The sequence below is a fragment of the Ruegeria atlantica genome, assembly GCF_001458195.1.
Classification (GTDB): Bacteria; Pseudomonadota; Alphaproteobacteria; order Rhodobacterales; family Rhodobacteraceae; genus Ruegeria; species Ruegeria atlantica.
The window spans coordinates 199,902-214,443 of record NZ_CYPU01000068.1 but is presented as its reverse complement, the minus strand read 5'-3'; the positions used below and the strand labels follow the sequence as shown (position 1 = coordinate 214,443).

15 protein-coding genes are annotated in these 14,542 nt (G+C 59.5%); 7 read left to right on the top strand and 8 right to left on the bottom strand.

Features of this window, described 5'->3' with window-relative positions; all coding sequences use genetic code 11:
- Window positions 1-148 precede the first annotated feature (148 nt).
- Window positions 149-1,132: a quinone oxidoreductase family protein gene (locus RUA4292_RS18050; protein WP_058278849.1), complete on the top strand. Its 984-nt coding sequence runs from the start codon at window positions 149-151 to the stop codon at window positions 1,130-1,132.
- Between the two features lie 92 nt (window positions 1,133-1,224).
- On the opposite strand, the gene RUA4292_RS18045 is transcribed toward RUA4292_RS18050, so the two are convergent.
- From RUA4292_RS18045 to RUA4292_RS18015, 7 genes are all read right to left on the bottom strand, one after another.
- The gene (locus RUA4292_RS18045; RefSeq protein WP_058273690.1) at window positions 1,225-1,698 is read right to left on the bottom strand and encodes a YHS domain-containing (seleno)protein; all 474 of its coding nucleotides are present in this window, start codon (window positions 1,696-1,698) and stop codon (window positions 1,225-1,227) included.
- Window positions 1,699-1,892: 194 nt separating this feature from the next.
- On the bottom strand, window positions 1,893-2,159 hold the full coding sequence (locus RUA4292_RS18040; protein WP_058278848.1) for a hypothetical protein: 267 nt from the start codon (window positions 2,157-2,159) through the stop codon (window positions 1,893-1,895).
- Window positions 2,156-2,761: a glycerol-3-phosphate 1-O-acyltransferase PlsY gene (plsY, locus tag RUA4292_RS18035; protein ID WP_058278847.1), complete on the bottom strand. Its 606-nt coding sequence runs from the start codon at window positions 2,759-2,761 to the stop codon at window positions 2,156-2,158. The genes RUA4292_RS18040 and plsY overlap by 4 nt, the downstream gene beginning before the upstream one ends.
- Window positions 2,761-4,041: a dihydroorotase gene (pyrC, locus tag RUA4292_RS18030; protein ID WP_058278846.1), complete on the bottom strand. Its 1,281-nt coding sequence runs from the start codon at window positions 4,039-4,041 to the stop codon at window positions 2,761-2,763. Before pyrC ends, plsY begins: the two co-directional genes overlap by 1 nt.
- Window positions 4,038-4,424, bottom strand: coding sequence for a hypothetical protein (locus tag RUA4292_RS18025; protein WP_058278845.1), 387 nt, complete (start codon window positions 4,422-4,424; stop codon window positions 4,038-4,040). The genes pyrC and RUA4292_RS18025 overlap by 4 nt, the downstream gene beginning before the upstream one ends.
- On the bottom strand, window positions 4,409-4,927 hold the full coding sequence (locus tag RUA4292_RS18020) for a hypothetical protein (RefSeq protein WP_058278844.1): 519 nt from the start codon (window positions 4,925-4,927) through the stop codon (window positions 4,409-4,411). The genes RUA4292_RS18025 and RUA4292_RS18020 overlap by 16 nt, the downstream gene beginning before the upstream one ends.
- Entirely contained in the window at window positions 4,924-5,859 is a 936-nt protein-coding gene (locus RUA4292_RS18015) for an aspartate carbamoyltransferase catalytic subunit (RefSeq protein WP_058278843.1), read from the bottom strand. Before RUA4292_RS18015 ends, RUA4292_RS18020 begins: the two co-directional genes overlap by 4 nt.
- Window positions 5,860-6,618: 759 nt before the next feature.
- On the opposite strand from RUA4292_RS18015, the gene RUA4292_RS18005 reads away from it, so the two are divergent.
- From RUA4292_RS18005 to RUA4292_RS17980, 6 genes are all read left to right on the top strand, one after another.
- Complete coding sequence (locus RUA4292_RS18005; RefSeq protein ID WP_058278842.1) at window positions 6,619-7,386, top strand: uracil-DNA glycosylase; 768 nt, start codon at window positions 6,619-6,621, stop codon at window positions 7,384-7,386.
- Window positions 7,383-7,982, top strand: a complete 600-nt coding sequence (locus RUA4292_RS18000; RefSeq protein WP_058278841.1) for a metallophosphoesterase family protein — start codon at window positions 7,383-7,385, stop codon at window positions 7,980-7,982. The genes RUA4292_RS18005 and RUA4292_RS18000 overlap by 4 nt, the downstream gene beginning before the upstream one ends.
- Complete coding sequence (locus RUA4292_RS17995; RefSeq protein ID WP_058278840.1) at window positions 7,979-8,599, top strand: LysE family translocator; 621 nt, start codon at window positions 7,979-7,981, stop codon at window positions 8,597-8,599. The genes RUA4292_RS18000 and RUA4292_RS17995 overlap by 4 nt, the downstream gene beginning before the upstream one ends.
- Before the next feature lie 6 nt (window positions 8,600-8,605).
- A complete protein-coding gene (gene moaB / locus RUA4292_RS17990; protein ID WP_058278839.1) occupies window positions 8,606-9,148 on the top strand; it encodes a molybdenum cofactor biosynthesis protein B in 543 nt (180 codons plus the stop codon).
- A 106-nt stretch (window positions 9,149-9,254) separates the two neighbouring features.
- Window positions 9,255-10,709 carry an efflux RND transporter periplasmic adaptor subunit gene (locus tag RUA4292_RS17985; RefSeq protein ID WP_058278838.1) on the top strand — a complete coding sequence of 485 codons (1,455 nt, stop codon included), beginning with the start codon at window positions 9,255-9,257 and terminating at the stop codon, window positions 10,707-10,709.
- Window positions 10,710-10,714: 5 nt separating this feature from the next.
- Window positions 10,715-14,113, top strand: a complete 3,399-nt coding sequence (locus RUA4292_RS17980) for an efflux RND transporter permease subunit (RefSeq protein ID WP_058278837.1) — start codon at window positions 10,715-10,717, stop codon at window positions 14,111-14,113.
- On the opposite strand, the gene RUA4292_RS17975 is transcribed toward RUA4292_RS17980, so the two are convergent.
- Complete coding sequence (locus RUA4292_RS17975; RefSeq protein ID WP_058273587.1) at window positions 14,110-14,529, bottom strand: NUDIX hydrolase; 420 nt, start codon at window positions 14,527-14,529, stop codon at window positions 14,110-14,112. The genes RUA4292_RS17980 and RUA4292_RS17975 overlap by 4 nt on opposite strands.
- Between the last annotated feature and the right edge of the window lie 13 nt (window positions 14,530-14,542).

Below are 14,542 nucleotides of genomic sequence, written 5' to 3'. Positions count from 1 at the left end.
CGGTGGTTGCCTTTGGCCGGACCAGCCGGCAACGCTCAGGCCCCAGTATAGCACAGTTTTTCCCGTTGTGGTTGCGCGGCAGCGAAAACCTACCAATTGCCCTGTTTCACAGGCGTGTTAGCTTGGCGTCAGGCAACAGGAGGTCAGCATGCAGCAAACGGCAAGAACCGTCGTCATTCATGAAAACGGCGGTCCCGCAGTTCTAAAGATCGAAGACCGGCCCTTGGGCGACCCCGGACCCGGCGAGGTTCGCATCCGCCACCGGGCCTGTGGGCTGAACTTCATTGATGTCTATCAGCGCACCGGGTTGTACCCGATGGATTTACCGCACGCGCTGGGCATGGAAGCGGCAGGTGTGATTGAGGCCGTTGGCGAAGGTGTTACCCATCTGAAATCGGGCCAACGCGCGGCTTATGCCGCAGCACCCGCCGGGGCCTATTGTGAAGCGCGCGTGATGCCAGCGGCGCAGGTGTGTCCGATGTCCGAAGGGATTTCTTTTGACGCGGCTGCGGCGATGATGCTCAAGGGGATGACGGTCGAGTATCTGTTTCACCGGACAACGCCTTTGAAACGGGGTGACACGGTTTTGTTTCACGCGGCCGCCGGTGGCGTTGGTCTGATCGCCTGCCAATGGGCCAAGTCCGAGGGCATCACCCTGATCGGAACAGCCGGAACAGACGAAAAATGCAGCCTCGCGCAGTTCAACGGGGCTGCGCATTGCATCAACTACCGGACAGAGAACTTTGCCGAACGAGTGGCCGAAATCACCGGGGGCAAAGGTGTGGATGTGGTCATGGATTCCATCGGCGCGGACACGTTCAATGGCTCGCTGGACTGCCTGAAACCCCTGGGAATGATGATCTCATTCGGCAATGCCTCAGGTCCGGTCCCGCTGATGGATATCGGTATTTTGGGCAAGAAAGGTTCCTTGAAAATCACCCGACCGACGTTGTTTACCCATATCGCCGACCCTTCCGTTTGTCAGGCAATGGCACGGCGGCTGTTCGGCAAGGTTGAGGGCGGCGAGGTCAAAATCCACATCGACCAGCGGTTCCCGTTGGATCAGGTGGCCGAGGCGCATCGGGTTCTTGAAGCGCGTCAGACTACAGGCAGCACGGTCCTGGAGCCGTAAGACCGACTGAGCCCGGCTCGTTGGTGTTTGATCTTGAAACGAAAAGCGGCGGCAGAATACTCTGCCGCCGCCTATTTGGGGAATGTCAGAAATTATTGCTGCAGTTCCGCCGGTGTTTTATCCGCGATGGTTTCCCAATTGGCGCTGGCTTGTTCGACAAAACCAGGGATGTCACCTTCCCAGCGCTGCTGGATGTCTTGCGACAGGTTCAGGTACAGCTTGTTGTCGACGATCTTCCAGTAGGTCGGGTCACCGTCAAACTTGAAGCCCATCGCAGCGCCGAATGCGCAGTAGCCGCCATATGCAGGCAGGTAGGCCTCGGGGTTTTCTTCGAACGCGGCTTTGTTTTCTTCATTGGCAAAGCGATACATTGCGTCGTTGTGCAGTGTGGTGATGCGGTAGTCACCTTTGGTCGGCTCGCCAGCGGTGAAGTAGGCAACGGGATCATAGCCCTGCATGGCCAGACCGGTCGAGCTTGCGTTCAGTTCAACACCAGCGGCCAGAGCCGAGCTTGCAATGGCAACAGACAGAGCGACGCCGCCGATAAGAGATTTGAACTTGTTCATTGTTTTCACCTTTCGTGAAGGGGCCGCCACGTGGCGCAGAAAATTGCGCCCAGACGACCCAAGAGTTTTTTGTCCGTGAGACCCGCAATTGGCCGTCACGGAACCCAAGTGGGCAGGCGGCTCATCACGTTCAAAGCAATCAATTGTGAATGTGCAGGGGCGAAGAGGCATTGTTCACAAATGCAGGGTAGGCCTTAGGTATCGGGCGCCAGATCCAAAACGAATTCGGTGACTTTTTCCGCGGGCATTTCGCAGGGGTGAAGAAGAGATCCGCGTTTGGTCAGATAAAGGTTCAGGCTGATGTAGTCGCGGCCGTCCAGTGCGCGTGCGACAAGTTTCTGCGACTTGCCGTCTGAAAATTCCGTTCGACTGACGATATACCGCCTGCCGTGGGCACGCCCGGTCGACGACCCCTTGGGGATGGCAAAAAAAGCGTTAAGGAAGGCGTTCGGGGCGCTCAAGACTGCCCGATTTTTGGTTCAGTGCCGGATTTGATGCGGGCAATATTCGCGCTGTGGCGCCAATAGACCAACAGGGTCAGGACGCCAGCCAGTAGCAGCGTTTGCGAACCTGTCAGCAGAAGGGTCCAGATAGTGGACGTTGCCGCCGCTGCAAGTGCCGCAAGGGATGAGATGCGCCAGACTGCAGCAGCAACCAACCAAGTCAAACAACAGGCTACACCGACGCGCCAATCCAACGCCAGCCAGATCCCCAGAAACGTGGCGACCCCTTTGCCGCCCTTAAATCCCAGCCAAACCGGAAAGCAATGGCCCAAAAGTGCTGCCAGCGCTGCAATCTGCGCGGCATCCTCGCCCGCCAGTGCGCGTGCTACTAGAACGGCAACCCCGCCTTTTGCGGCGTCGAAGATCAGGGTCAGGGCAGCGGCGGTCTTGTTGCCCGTCCGCAGAACATTGGTTGCGCCGATATTGCCCGATCCGATGTTGCGCAGGTTGCCCAGCCCCATCACCTTGGCCGTGACCATACCAAACGGGATCGATCCCATCAGGTATCCAAGTGCCGCCCACAGGATCAGCTGGGTCATTGTACTGTCGATGATCGGCATCAGGGTCTCCGGTAAACTTCTTGTCCTGCAACGAAAGTTGCGGTGACCTTACCCTGCATGCGCTGGCCGTCAAACGGTGTGTTCTGAGATTTGGATTTGAGCGAGAACCGGTCCAGCACAAAGGGCACATCCGGGTCAAACAGCACCAGATCCGCAGGCGCGCCTTCGGACAGACGGCCACTGCCCAGCCCCAGTCTTTTCGCCGGATTCAGCGCCATAGAGCGGAACAGTGTCGGCAGGTCCAGCTGCCCGACATGATACAGCCGCAGGGCGGCGGGCAGCAGGGTTTCCAACGCTACCGCGCCGGAGGCCGCCTCTTCAAACGGCAGGCGTTTGCTTTCCTCATCCTGAGGCGTGTGCATAGAACTGATCGTATCAATCAGACCGGTCCGCACCGCTTCGATTACCGCTTGCCGATCATCCTCAGATCGCAACGGCGGCTTGACTTTGAAGAAGGTCCGATAGTCGGCCACGTCCAGCTCGTTCAGCGTCAGGTGGTGGATCGACGTGCCTGCGGTGATATCCAGACCGTTCCGCTTGGCCCGCTCCAGCGCGGGCAGGGCGCGGGCGGTGGTGATCTGGTCGGCGTGATAGGTTGCCCCGGTCATCTCTAGCAGAGCGATGTCGCGGTCCAGTCCCATCCGCTCGGCCATTGGTGAGACGGCGGGCAGGCCGCGCAGCACGGCGAACTTACCACTGGTGGCTGCGGCACCATTGCTGAGGATGGGTTCTTGCGGGTGGGCGATGACCAGCGCGCCACAGGCCCGGGCATAGGTCAAGGCACGGGAAAAAACCTTGGTGTTGGCGATCACGTGATCGCAGTCGGTAAAGGCGACAGCACCGGCATCCTGCAGGAACCCGATCTCGGTCATTTCGCGGCCTTCGCGACCCTTGGTCAGCGCGGCCATTGGCAGCACGTTCACCGGTGCGTCGGCCTGCGCTCGCCGTGTGACGAACTCCAGACTTTCGGGCGTGTCGATAGCGGGGCTGGTGTCGGGGCGGGTGACGATAGTGGTTACGCCCCCGGCCGCAGCGGCCAGACCGGCGGATTTATAGCTTTCCTTGTGCCGCTCACCCGGTTCACAGACCTTGACGCCGATATCGACGATACCGGGGGCAAGACATTGCCCACCACAATCGACAACCTGAGCCTCCAGCGCCGGAGCAGCCCCTTCGCCGCGCGTAGCAATCCGACCGTCGGATACATGCAGCCAGCCAGGGCTGTCGGTGCCGGTTTCCGGGTCGATCAGGCGGGCATTAGTGAAAAGAGTATTGTTCATGCCATTGCCCTTTCGATGGCGGCTTTGGTCGCCGCTGGATCTGCCTGGTACTTGATCAGGTGTTTGTCGCCGCCCTTGGTGACGATCTGGACAAAGCTGCCCATGAGGTTGACCGCCTCTATCTGGTTCAGCGCCACATTGCGCGGGCCGGGGCCGGTTAGGGTGGTGTCCGTCATTTGCCATGTGGTGGTCAGTTCTTCTGAGGCCAGGTACCATGCGCGAAAGGCAACCGCAGCGAGACCCGCGGGCGCCCCGGTCCAGACGTAGGGGTTTCCGACCAGCCACAGCACGATCATCGCGACAGCCATGGCCCCGGCGGCCAGCCATGTATTCGTGCGGATATACGCGCCTTTGTCGGGGGTGAACGTCACAGGATCAGCCATAGGATGCCTCCGATGACCACCAGCACCACTACTGCCAGCATGACCGACCCAATACGGCCGGGTTTGTCGTCCTGTGGTGGCGTTTGCGGGGCCGAGAACGGTTTCGCGCTTTCGGTTTTAATTGCTCCACCGGTCCAGCTTGTCGCCTCTTCTGTGTAAAGGCCGATCAGTTGCACTTTGGGGTCCGGTTGCAAAGTGGCGGCACGTCCCTGAAACGCAGCACTGCGCACGACCATGACCCAGCCTTCAATGCTTTCCAGCGCAGCTCGGTCCAGCTGATCTTTAGGGATACCGCACCCTTCGTTGAGATAGCCAAAAAGACCCAGTTCCTCGAGGTCCGAGACAGGAAATACGTCGATCTGGGTCTGATCCAGACCCTCGACACCCAGAATCTGGTCTGCCGCACCGGGTTCGCGGAGGAACTTTGCCTCTTCCGGGCGCATGTCCAGCTGAAACAAGCGCAGGACGCCGTGTTCATGTGGGGCGACGTTCAGATCACTCATGCGGCCTCGCGCAAGTTGCGGGCCAACAGTTCCATTGCGGCCATGCGAACGGCGACGCCCATTTCGACCTGTTCCTGAATAACGGACCGGTTGATGTCGTCTGCCAAAGTGCCATCGATCTCGACCCCGCGGTTCATCGGGCCGGGGTGCATGACGATGGCGTCCGGTTTGGCCTGCGCCAGTTTGGCGGCGTCGAGGCCATAGCGGTGATAGTACTCCCGCTCTGACGGGATAAAGCCGCCGTCCATCCGCTCTTTCTGAAGGCGCAGCATCATGACGACGTCGACGTCCTTGAGGCCCTCGTTCATGTCGTCGTAAATTTCAGCACCAAACTCGGCAAACTGGCTTGGGAGCAGCGTCGGTGGTCCAATTAGACGAATACGGTTTTCCATTTTGCCCAGCAGGATCAGGTTTGACCGCGCCACGCGGGAATGGGCGACGTCGCCGCAGATCGCGATGTTCAGGCGGTGCAGGCGACCTTTGGCGCGGCGAATGGTCAGAGCGTCCAGCAGAGCCTGCGTCGGGTGTTCATGTTTGCCGTCACCGGCATTCAGCAGCGCGCAATTCACCTTCTGCGCCAGCAGGTCGACCGCGCCGGAATGCGGATGGCGCACCACCAACAAATCGGGGTGCATAGCATTCAGCGTCATCGCTGTGTCGATCAGCGTCTCGCCTTTTTTGATCGAACTGGCCTGCATCGCCATGTTCATCACATCCGCGCCCAGCCGCTTGCCTGCGATTTCGAAACTGGCCTGCGTGCGGGTTGAGTTCTCGAAGAACATGTTGATTTGGGTCAGCCCTGACAGCACGTCGGAATGCTTGGTCGACTGGCGGTTCATGTCGACATACTTCTCGGCCAGGTCGAGAATGGCAGTAATATCGGATTGCGACAGGTGCTCGATGCCAAGAAGGTGACGATGGGCGAAACGCATTGGCGGGCTCCTGTCTGACAATCGCGCCGCTTATAAGAAGCCGCGCTGCTCAAGGCAACCTAAGGTTCGGTTCCCTCGGGCAGTTTCTCGCATCCGCCTTCGGGCAGGCACTGTTCGCCCGGTTTGCACCACTTACCATATCCGCAGTCGACGGCCTTGACGGGAACACAGCCTTGGTTTTTGGAACACTTGAACCCCTGACGGCACTGCGATCCGGTTTTTTCGCAAAGATACCAGCCGGGGCGTGAACATCCGCCACCCGGCAGGCAAGACGATCCGGATCCGCAAATGCGACCGTCGTCGCATGTCAGTGAAGGCAGTTCCAGAATGTCAGGTGTATTGCGCTCGCATTCGCCACGGGCATTGCAGATGCTGCCGCCGGGGCAGTCCAGGCGCGACCTGCACTTATTTTGCCCCGCTGGTGCGCATCGGGTGCCGCCTGCCACGCAGCGCTCGAATGGGCCGCAGGTACGGCCGCCGCCGCAATAGGTGCCGCCCAATGGAATGCAGTGCCCGTCAAAGCTGCATCTTTGCCCGCCCGAGCAGCATGTGTTGCCACATTTGAATTGGCCCGCGCGGCACTGGCCATATCTGTCTTTGAACTGCGCAGAAGTAGGACTGCTGAGAATGATCAGCAGCAAACCAAGAAACAAGAATCGCAATACAGACAACATGAATATGGCAATCGTCGGCGCGATGGACTGACCAATCAAGGTCTATCTGCTTTCCCTCGTTCAAAAGGTGGTTAGATTGAGGGGTATGGAATCGGCTTTGGACTATCATACTGCCCGTGCTCTGCTGGAATGGCAGATCGAGCTGGGCGCAACGGATGCTATCGGTGATGCACCGGTGGATCGCTATGCGTTGCCGGATACTGCGCCCAAAGCCAAGAAACCCGCAAAGGCCCAGACCGCACCGGAAAAACCCAAGCAGGTTGATCCGGTTGTGGTTGCGAAATCTGCGGCACAGTCTGCAGGGTCACTGGATCAGTTGCAGGCGGCCATGGACGCGTTTGACCATTGCGAGTTGAAACGCGGTGCGCGGCAGTTGGTCTTTGCCGCCGGCACCCCGGGTGCGCGGGTGATGATTATCGGAGAGGCCCCGGGCCGCGATGAGGACCGCGAGGGCAAGCCTTTTGTCGGACGCGCCGGTCAGTTGTTGGACCGGATGCTGGACGCGATTGATCTGAATCGGACCGAAAACGTCTATATCACCAACGTCCTGCCGTGGCGCCCACCGCAGAACCGGGATCCAAAGCCCGAAGAGATTGGCATGTTGAAGCCGTTTCTCGAACGGCACGTGGCCTTGGCCAAACCCGAGGTTCTGGTGGTGATGGGCAATATCAGCTGTCAGGCTGTTCTGGGTAAACGGGGGATCACACGGCTTCGCGGTCAGTGGGATCAGGCGATGGACTTGCCGGTTATGCCGATGTTCCATCCTGCATATCTGCTGCGACAACCACAGATGAAGCGGCAGGCATGGGCTGATTTGCTGGAACTCAAAGCAAGGCTGGAGGGCAAGGCATGAAGATCCTCGCATTCTCGGACCTGCATATGGCGCGAAACCGTGCCGCAGACGTTGTTGCAGCAAGCGATGAGGCCGATCTGGTTATCGGAGCCGGAGATTATTGCAACATGCGGCAAGGGCTGGATGACGCGATGGCGATGCTCTCTGCTATCAATGCGCCGCTGGTTCTGGTTCCGGGCAATGCCGAAAGTGCAGGCGAACTGACCGACGCAGCGCCTGAAGGCGTGCATGTTTTGCACGGTACAGGCATGACCGTGGATGGGCTGCGTCTGTTTGGCCTTGGTTATGGCGTACCGGTGACGCCATTCGGTGCGTGGTCCTGTGATATGACGGATCCTGAAGCGGCTGAGTTGCTGAATCGTTGCGAAGGAGCTGACATCCTGGTCGCGCATTCTCCGCCCAAGGGTCACGGCGATCTTACATCGACGGGTGATGCGGTAGGTTCGGTGGCGGTCCGTGACGCAATCGAGCGGTTGCAGCCGCAAATTGCCCTTTGTGGCCATATCCACGACAGCTGGGGTTACCGAGGCGCAATCGGCGTGACGCAGATCGCCAATCTTGGCCCCACAGTAAATTGGTTCGAGGTCACCACGTGATTGATACAGTTACGCTGCTGGCGTTCATCCCGGCGGCAATTGCCCTGAATCTGACCCCCGGGGCGGACATGATGTTCTGCTTTGGGCAGGGGCTGCGGTCCGGGGCGCGGCCTGCAATCGCCGCCAGCGCAGGTATCTCCGTCGGATCGATGGTTCACGTTCTGGTGGCGGGTCTCGGTCTAGGAGCGGCTGTGGCGACGATGCCCTGGCTGTTCGATGTGATCCGCTGGATGGGCGTTGCTTATCTGCTGTATCTCGCCTGGGGGGCGTTTCGGAATGGGGCGGTCTCTGCGGATGCTCCCTCCGGTCCCACCCAATTGGCATTCCGGGACGGGCTGGTGGTGAACCTGACCAACCCTAAGGTAATTCTGTTTGTTCTGGCTTTTATCCCTCAGTTCTTGAACCCGGCGGCGGGATCGATCCTGCTGCAGTTCCTGATTTTCGGGTCCATCATTGCGTTGGGCGGATTTGTGGTGAACGGGCTTGTTGGAATATTTGCCGGTGGTGCGGGGCGGGTGCTGATCGCAAACCCGCGCGCCTCACGCATCATGGGCTGGGTGACCGGGGGAATCTTCACAGCCCTCGCCATCCGGCTTGCCATCTTGGAAAGGGCCTGAGGAAACATGTCGCGCATTGATGAGACCAAAGATTTCATTCCGGTCCGTATCGCCGTGCTTACCGTTTCGGACACGCGGTCGATGGATGAGGACAAATCCGGCCAGACACTTGTTGATCGCATCGAAAGGGCAGGGCACAGGGTTGCCGATCGCAGCATCATCCGCGATGAGCGCAGCGAGATCGCCGATCAGTTGCGCGTCTGGATTGCGGATCCTGAGATAGACGTGGTGATTTCGGCCGGTGGTACGGGCCTGACGGGCCGCGACGTAACGGTCGAAGCGCATCGCGATGTCTATGAGAAGGAAATCGAGGCTTTCGGCACGGTGTTCACAATCGTTTCAATGGAGAAGATTGGAACGTCGGCCGTGCAATCACGTGCGACCGGTGGGGTCGCAGGCGGCACATATCTATTTGCATTGCCCGGCAGCCCGGGCGCTTGCAAGGACGCCTGGGACGGCATTTTGGAAAAACAGTTCGACTACCGCCACCGTCCCTGCAATTTCGTCGAAATAATGCCCAGATTGGACGAACATTTGCGACGGAAGTAGACTGGTCGCACGTTAAACCGTTCATAACCGCTTTGTGGCTTGGCATTTTTTGCTGCCCAGCTACCTTTTGCTAATGGCAGCCTGATGCAACCGGGGTGAATTTTATATGCGATTTCTGAGGCAAAGCCTTGTTGGAGTCTTTTTGACGTCGTTGACGGTGGCCCTGTTGTTTGTGGCGGCACAGATGATTTCGGGTGCCGTGCAAGACGTTCTGACACGGGAAGAGTCCGCTCCGCAGGCCCGCGAGCGTGTCTTTGCCGTTTCTGTTCGGTCCGCGGAATTGGAAACCGTCACCCCAAATCTCGAAGCCTTTGGCGAGGTTCAAAGCCGTCGCAGGTTAGAACTGCGCGCCGCGCTGGGCGGGCGTGTTGTCGGGCTGGCCGAAGATTTTGAAGATGGCGGTGTGGTAACAACAGGCGAAGTTCTGGTTGAACTTGATCCCGCAGACGCCCAATCCGCACTGGATCGGGCAAAATCCGACTTGCTGGACGCGCAGTTTGAAGAGCGTGACGCGGAGCGGTCGCTGCTGCTGGCGCAGGATGAATTGAATTCGGCCGAGGCACAGGCAGAGCTGCGTGGGCGCGCCTTGCAGCGCCAGCAGGATTTGCAGACACGTGGCGTCGGGGCCGCAGCATCTGTGGAGGAGGCCGAACTGGCCAAGGCCGCCGCACAGCAGGCGGTGCTGGCGCGGCGGATTGCGCTGGCTCAGGCAGAATCCCGCGTCGATCAGGCGACCACCCTGTTGTCACGAGCCCGCATTGCGCTTGAGGCTGCTGAACGCGATCTGGATGATATGACAATCCGCGCCCGGTTCGGGGGCACCTTGACGGATGTAACACTGGTCGAAGGACGGCTGGTGTCCGCGAACGAAAAGCTGGCGGAACTTGTCGACCCCAATGCGTTGGAGGTGGCATTCCGCGTCTCAACCGCGCAATACGTCCGATTGTTGGACGCAGCCGGTGATCTGATCGACGCACCGGTGACAATCTCGCTTGAGGTCACGGGCACCGACCTGACCGCACAAGGCCGCATTAGCCGCGACAGCGGATCGGCGGGCGAAGGGCAGACCGGGCGTTTGATCTATGCCCGACTGGATGAGGCGTCGGGGTTCAAGCCGGGTGACTTTGTTACTGTCACCGTGCAGGAACAACCGTTGGACAACGTAGTGCGGTTGCCATCGTCGGCCTTGGATGCGGTCGGAACGGTGTTGGTTTTGGATGAAAATGACAGGCTCGAAGCGCTTCCGGTGCAACTGATCCGGCGTCAGGGCGATGAGGTTTTGCTGCGCGGCGATGGGCTGGTGGGGCGTGAGGTCGTGATCGGCCGGACACCTCTACTGGGATCGGGCGTACGTGTCCGGCCCCTGCGGACAGATGACAGCGCCGGGGCTGCACCGGATATGGTTGAGCTGTCCGAGGAACAGCGCGCTAAGTTGGTAGCTCAGGTCGAGGCCAGCACCCGCATGCCAAAGGACGTCAAAGAACGGGTTCTGGGCCAATTGAGTGAGGCCAAAGTACCGGCCTCATTAGTTCAGCGGCTTGAAAACCGGGCGGGGGGTTAAGCGCCATGATGCGCGAGATCCCCAGCGCGGCAGGCGGCATCCTCAGTTACTTCACGCGTCACAAAACGGTGGCAAACCTGCTGCTGCTGGTGATGCTGGTACTGGGTGCGGCGGCAATCCCGAATATGCGGGCGCAGTTCTTTCCCGATGTGGTTCTGGAACGTGTCGACGTGAGTGTGGACTGGGATGGGGCTGGTCCCGAAGATGTGGACAACGGAATCATTCAGGTGCTTGAGCCCGCCTTGCTGGCGGTCGAGGGTGTCGCCAGCACCGAAGCGACCTCGCGCGAGGGGCGCGCCAGCATTCGGCTGGAGTTCGAGCCGAATTGGGACATGTCCCGCGCAGTTGAGGAGGTCCGGACTGCCGTCGACAGTGTCACCAGTCTGCCCGACGATGCCGAAGAACCAACAATCCGGCGGGGTGCCTGGCGGGACCGGGTTACAGACGTGGTTGTCACCGGGCCTGTCGATCCTGATCAGCTGGCCAAGTTCACGGACGAGTTGATCAACCGTCTTTTCGCAGTCGGGGTTACCCGTACCACGATTCGGGGGCTTGCTGCGCCGCGCATCGTGGTCGAGATACCGACCGCCCAACTGATTGCCAACGACATCACCCTGTCCGAGGTCGCATCAGCTGTCGCGGCCGAGGTCAACGCAAACCCAGCAGGTGATGTGACCGGCGCGAATGCCCGTATTCGCACGGGTACGGAAAAGCGCACACCCGAAGAAATCGAAGGTATCGCCCTGCGCAATTTTGCGGACGGATCCAAGTTGCTGGTGGGCGATGTAGCGCAGATCCGTGTGGAGGGGGTCAATCGCAATCGCAGCTACTTCGTGGGCGAAAACCCGGCAATGTCGGTCCGCGTAGATCGCTCAAACCTGGGTGACGCGATTGAAATCCAGCACGCGGTCGAAGACGTTGTGACGGAAATGCAGGCCAGCGTTCCCGAAGGCGTGACGATCGAGCTGATCAGAACCCGCGCTCAGGCGATCACCGACCGTCTGGATATTCTGGTCGACAACGGCCTTGTTGGCTTGGGCCTTGTGGTCTGTCTTCTGTTTCTGTTCCTGAATGCGCGGATCGCCTTTTGGGTCGCAGCAGGTATTCCGGTTGCCATGTCTGCCGCGATTGCCTTCATGTATATCGGCGGGCTGTCCATCAACATGGTGTCCCTGTTCGGCCTGATTATCACGCTGGGCATTGTTGTGGATGACGCCATCGTCGTAGGTGAGCATGCCGATTTTCGCGCGCGCCGATTAGGTGAGGCCCCAATGGTGGCCGCTGAACGCGCGGCGCGGCGCATGGCGATGCCGGTCTTTGCGGCGACTCTGACGACAGTGATCGCCTTTTTTGGCCTGACCCTTGTCGGCGGCCGGTTCGGAGAGTTGATCCGCGACATCCCCTTTACCGTTATCGCGGTTTTGATTGCGTCGCTGATCGAATGCTTCCTGATCCTGCCGAACCATATGGCGCATGCCATCGCGCATTCCACGAAAGAGCACTGGTATGATCTGCCCAACCGCGTGGTCAATCGCGGGTTCCGCTGGGTACGGGATCATCTGTTCCGACCGCTGATCGCCTGGGTTGTCTGGGCACGCTATGTGGTGGTTGCCATGATGGTGGTGATCCTGGCCAGCCAAGTTGCCCTGTTCATTCGAGGTGATGTGAACTGGCGGTTCTTTAACGCGCCCGAGCGCGGCTCGGTCACGGGCAACTTCATAATGGTCGAAGGTGCCACCCGCGCCGAGACTGTGGCCATGATGCATGAGCTGCAGCGTGCGACCGAAGAGCTGGGCCAGATCTATGAAGAACGCCACGGTCGTAACCCGATCGACTACGTGCTGGCCGAGGTTGGCGGGTCCGCAGGATGGGGATTGGCCGCCGCTGATGGAAAAGACGCAGATTTGCTGGGTGGTATTTCCATCGAGTTGATCGACGCGGATCTGCGCCCCTATTCCAGCTTTGAGTTTGTGGGTGAGTTGCAGGATTTTGTACCGCGCCACCCGAAGGTTGAACTGCTTAGCTTCCGGGGATGGCGCTCTGGGCCGGGTGGCGATGCCATTGACGTTCAGTTCTATGGCGCGGATGTGAATACGCTCAAATCCGCATCAGAGGATTTGCAGACCGAGCTTTCAAAATATCCTGAAGTTTCGGCGCTGGAAGACAATCTTGCCTATGACAAGGAAGAGTACATTCTGGACCTGACAGCGCAGGGTCAGTCGCTGGGGTTCAGGATCGAAATGCTGGGACGCGTGTTGCGTGACCGGTTAAACGGGATCGAGGCGGCGACCTTCCCGGATGGCCCGCGCAGTGCCGAGATCAGGGTTGAACTGCCCGAAGGAGAGCTGACCGCCGATTTCCTGGAGCGCACTCTGATGCGAACACCCGATGGAGTGTATGTGCCGTTGGCCGATATCGTGTCGGTCGAGCGAAAGTCCGGCTTCTCGACCGTCCGGCGCGAAAATGGCCTGCGGGTGATATCGGTGAATGGCGACATCTCGGAAGATGACCCGACGCGCGCGGCTGAGATTGCACGTGCCATGGGCGAGGAAATCCTGCCGAAAATCGCCTCGGAACGACAGGTCGAATGGCGGATGGCCGGTCTGAGCGAACAGGAAGACGAGTTCCTGTCCGAGGCGCGCACCGGCTTGATTCTGTGCCTGACGGGTATCTATCTTGTACTGGCCTGGGTGTTTGCCAGCTGGACGCGGCCACTGGTGGTGATGGCGATTATCCCATTTGGGTTGGTCGGCGCGATCTGGGGGCACTACCTGTGGGAAGTTCCGCTAAGCATGTTCACGGTCGTCGGTCTGCTGGGGATGACGGGGATCATAATCAACGATTCGATTGTTTTGGTGACGACCATCGACGATTACCAGAAAGAGCGCGGGCTTGTGCCTTCGATAGTTGAAGGCACCGCAGACCGGTTGCGGCCTGTGATGCTGACGACGCTGACCACGGTTCTGGGGCTGACCCCGTTACTGTATGAAGGGTCGCAGCAGGCGCAGTTTCTTAAACCCACAGTCATTACTTTGGTCTATGGGCTGGGCTTTGGAATGTTGCTGGTCCTGCTGCTAGTCCCGGCGTTGCTTGCCATTCTGAACGATCTGTCTCGCCCAATGACCGCGATGCGTCGGGCGGCACGTGCCCCGGACCGTGTGGTGCAGGGGACGTTGGCGTGTTCGGGCCTCGCCCTGCTTTCATGGTTTACGGTCACGATGGTGTGGCCCGCAATTTACGGCGCGCCCATCGGGTTCTTGTCCGGGCTTTATGCGGGCGAGGATGGCATGGCTATTCTTCGGATGGGCTTGGGCGCATTCGTTACAGGTGCCGCGCTGATACTGTTCCTCAGCGTGGCAGTCTCTGGCTTGCTTTATACCCGGCTCAAAAGGCCCGCGACCTAAGTCCGGCGCAGGGCGGTTTCCAGCAGATCGATGACACGGTTGCTCATCTCTAGTTCGCCGCGGCGGATCTGATCCACAGGGAACCAACGCGCATCGAGCGCGTCGTCACCTGCAATGGGGTCGCCGGTTTGATACTGACAGGCCACGCCTACCAGCAGGTAGTGTGTCTGGACGTCGCCGTTTTCGTTCCAGCGCAGCAAATCAAGATTGTCTAAGTAGTGCTGAGGGTCTGCAATGACCGAGGTTTCTTCGCGCAGCTCTCTTTGCGCGGCTTGCAGAACAGTCTCGCCCCATTCCACATGGCCACCGGGAAAGCCCCACAGGCCAGCATCGGGTTGCTTGCTGCGTTGAACCAGCAGCACTTGGTCCTGATGCAGGACTACTGCCAAAGCGCCGATTTTTGGAGTTTGTGTCATGAAATCACCGGGC

Coding starts and splice junctions, on each gene's coding strand:
- RUA4292_RS18050 (WP_058278849.1), top strand. CDS start 149: ATGCAGCAAACGGCAAGAACCGTCGTCATTCATGAAAACGGCGGTCCC.
- RUA4292_RS18045 (WP_058273690.1), bottom strand. CDS start 1,698: ATGAACAAGTTCAAATCTCTTATCGGCGGCGTCGCTCTGTCTGTTGCC.
- plsY (WP_058278847.1), bottom strand. CDS start 2,761: ATGCCGATCATCGACAGTACAATGACCCAGCTGATCCTGTGGGCGGCA.
- pyrC (WP_058278846.1), bottom strand. CDS start 4,041: ATGAACAATACTCTTTTCACTAATGCCCGCCTGATCGACCCGGAAACC.
- RUA4292_RS18025 (WP_058278845.1), bottom strand. CDS start 4,424: ATGGCTGATCCTGTGACGTTCACCCCCGACAAAGGCGCGTATATCCGC.
- RUA4292_RS18020 (WP_058278844.1), bottom strand. CDS start 4,927: ATGAGTGATCTGAACGTCGCCCCACATGAACACGGCGTCCTGCGCTTG.
- RUA4292_RS18015 (WP_058278843.1), bottom strand. CDS start 5,859: ATGCGTTTCGCCCATCGTCACCTTCTTGGCATCGAGCACCTGTCGCAA.
- RUA4292_RS18005 (WP_058278842.1), top strand. CDS start 6,619: ATGGAATCGGCTTTGGACTATCATACTGCCCGTGCTCTGCTGGAATGG.
- RUA4292_RS18000 (WP_058278841.1), top strand. CDS start 7,383: ATGAAGATCCTCGCATTCTCGGACCTGCATATGGCGCGAAACCGTGCC.
- moaB (WP_058278839.1), top strand. CDS start 8,606: ATGTCGCGCATTGATGAGACCAAAGATTTCATTCCGGTCCGTATCGCC.
- RUA4292_RS17985 (WP_058278838.1), top strand. CDS start 9,255: ATGCGATTTCTGAGGCAAAGCCTTGTTGGAGTCTTTTTGACGTCGTTG.
- RUA4292_RS17980 (WP_058278837.1), top strand. CDS start 10,715: ATGATGCGCGAGATCCCCAGCGCGGCAGGCGGCATCCTCAGTTACTTC.
- RUA4292_RS17975 (WP_058273587.1), bottom strand. CDS start 14,529: ATGACACAAACTCCAAAAATCGGCGCTTTGGCAGTAGTCCTGCATCAG.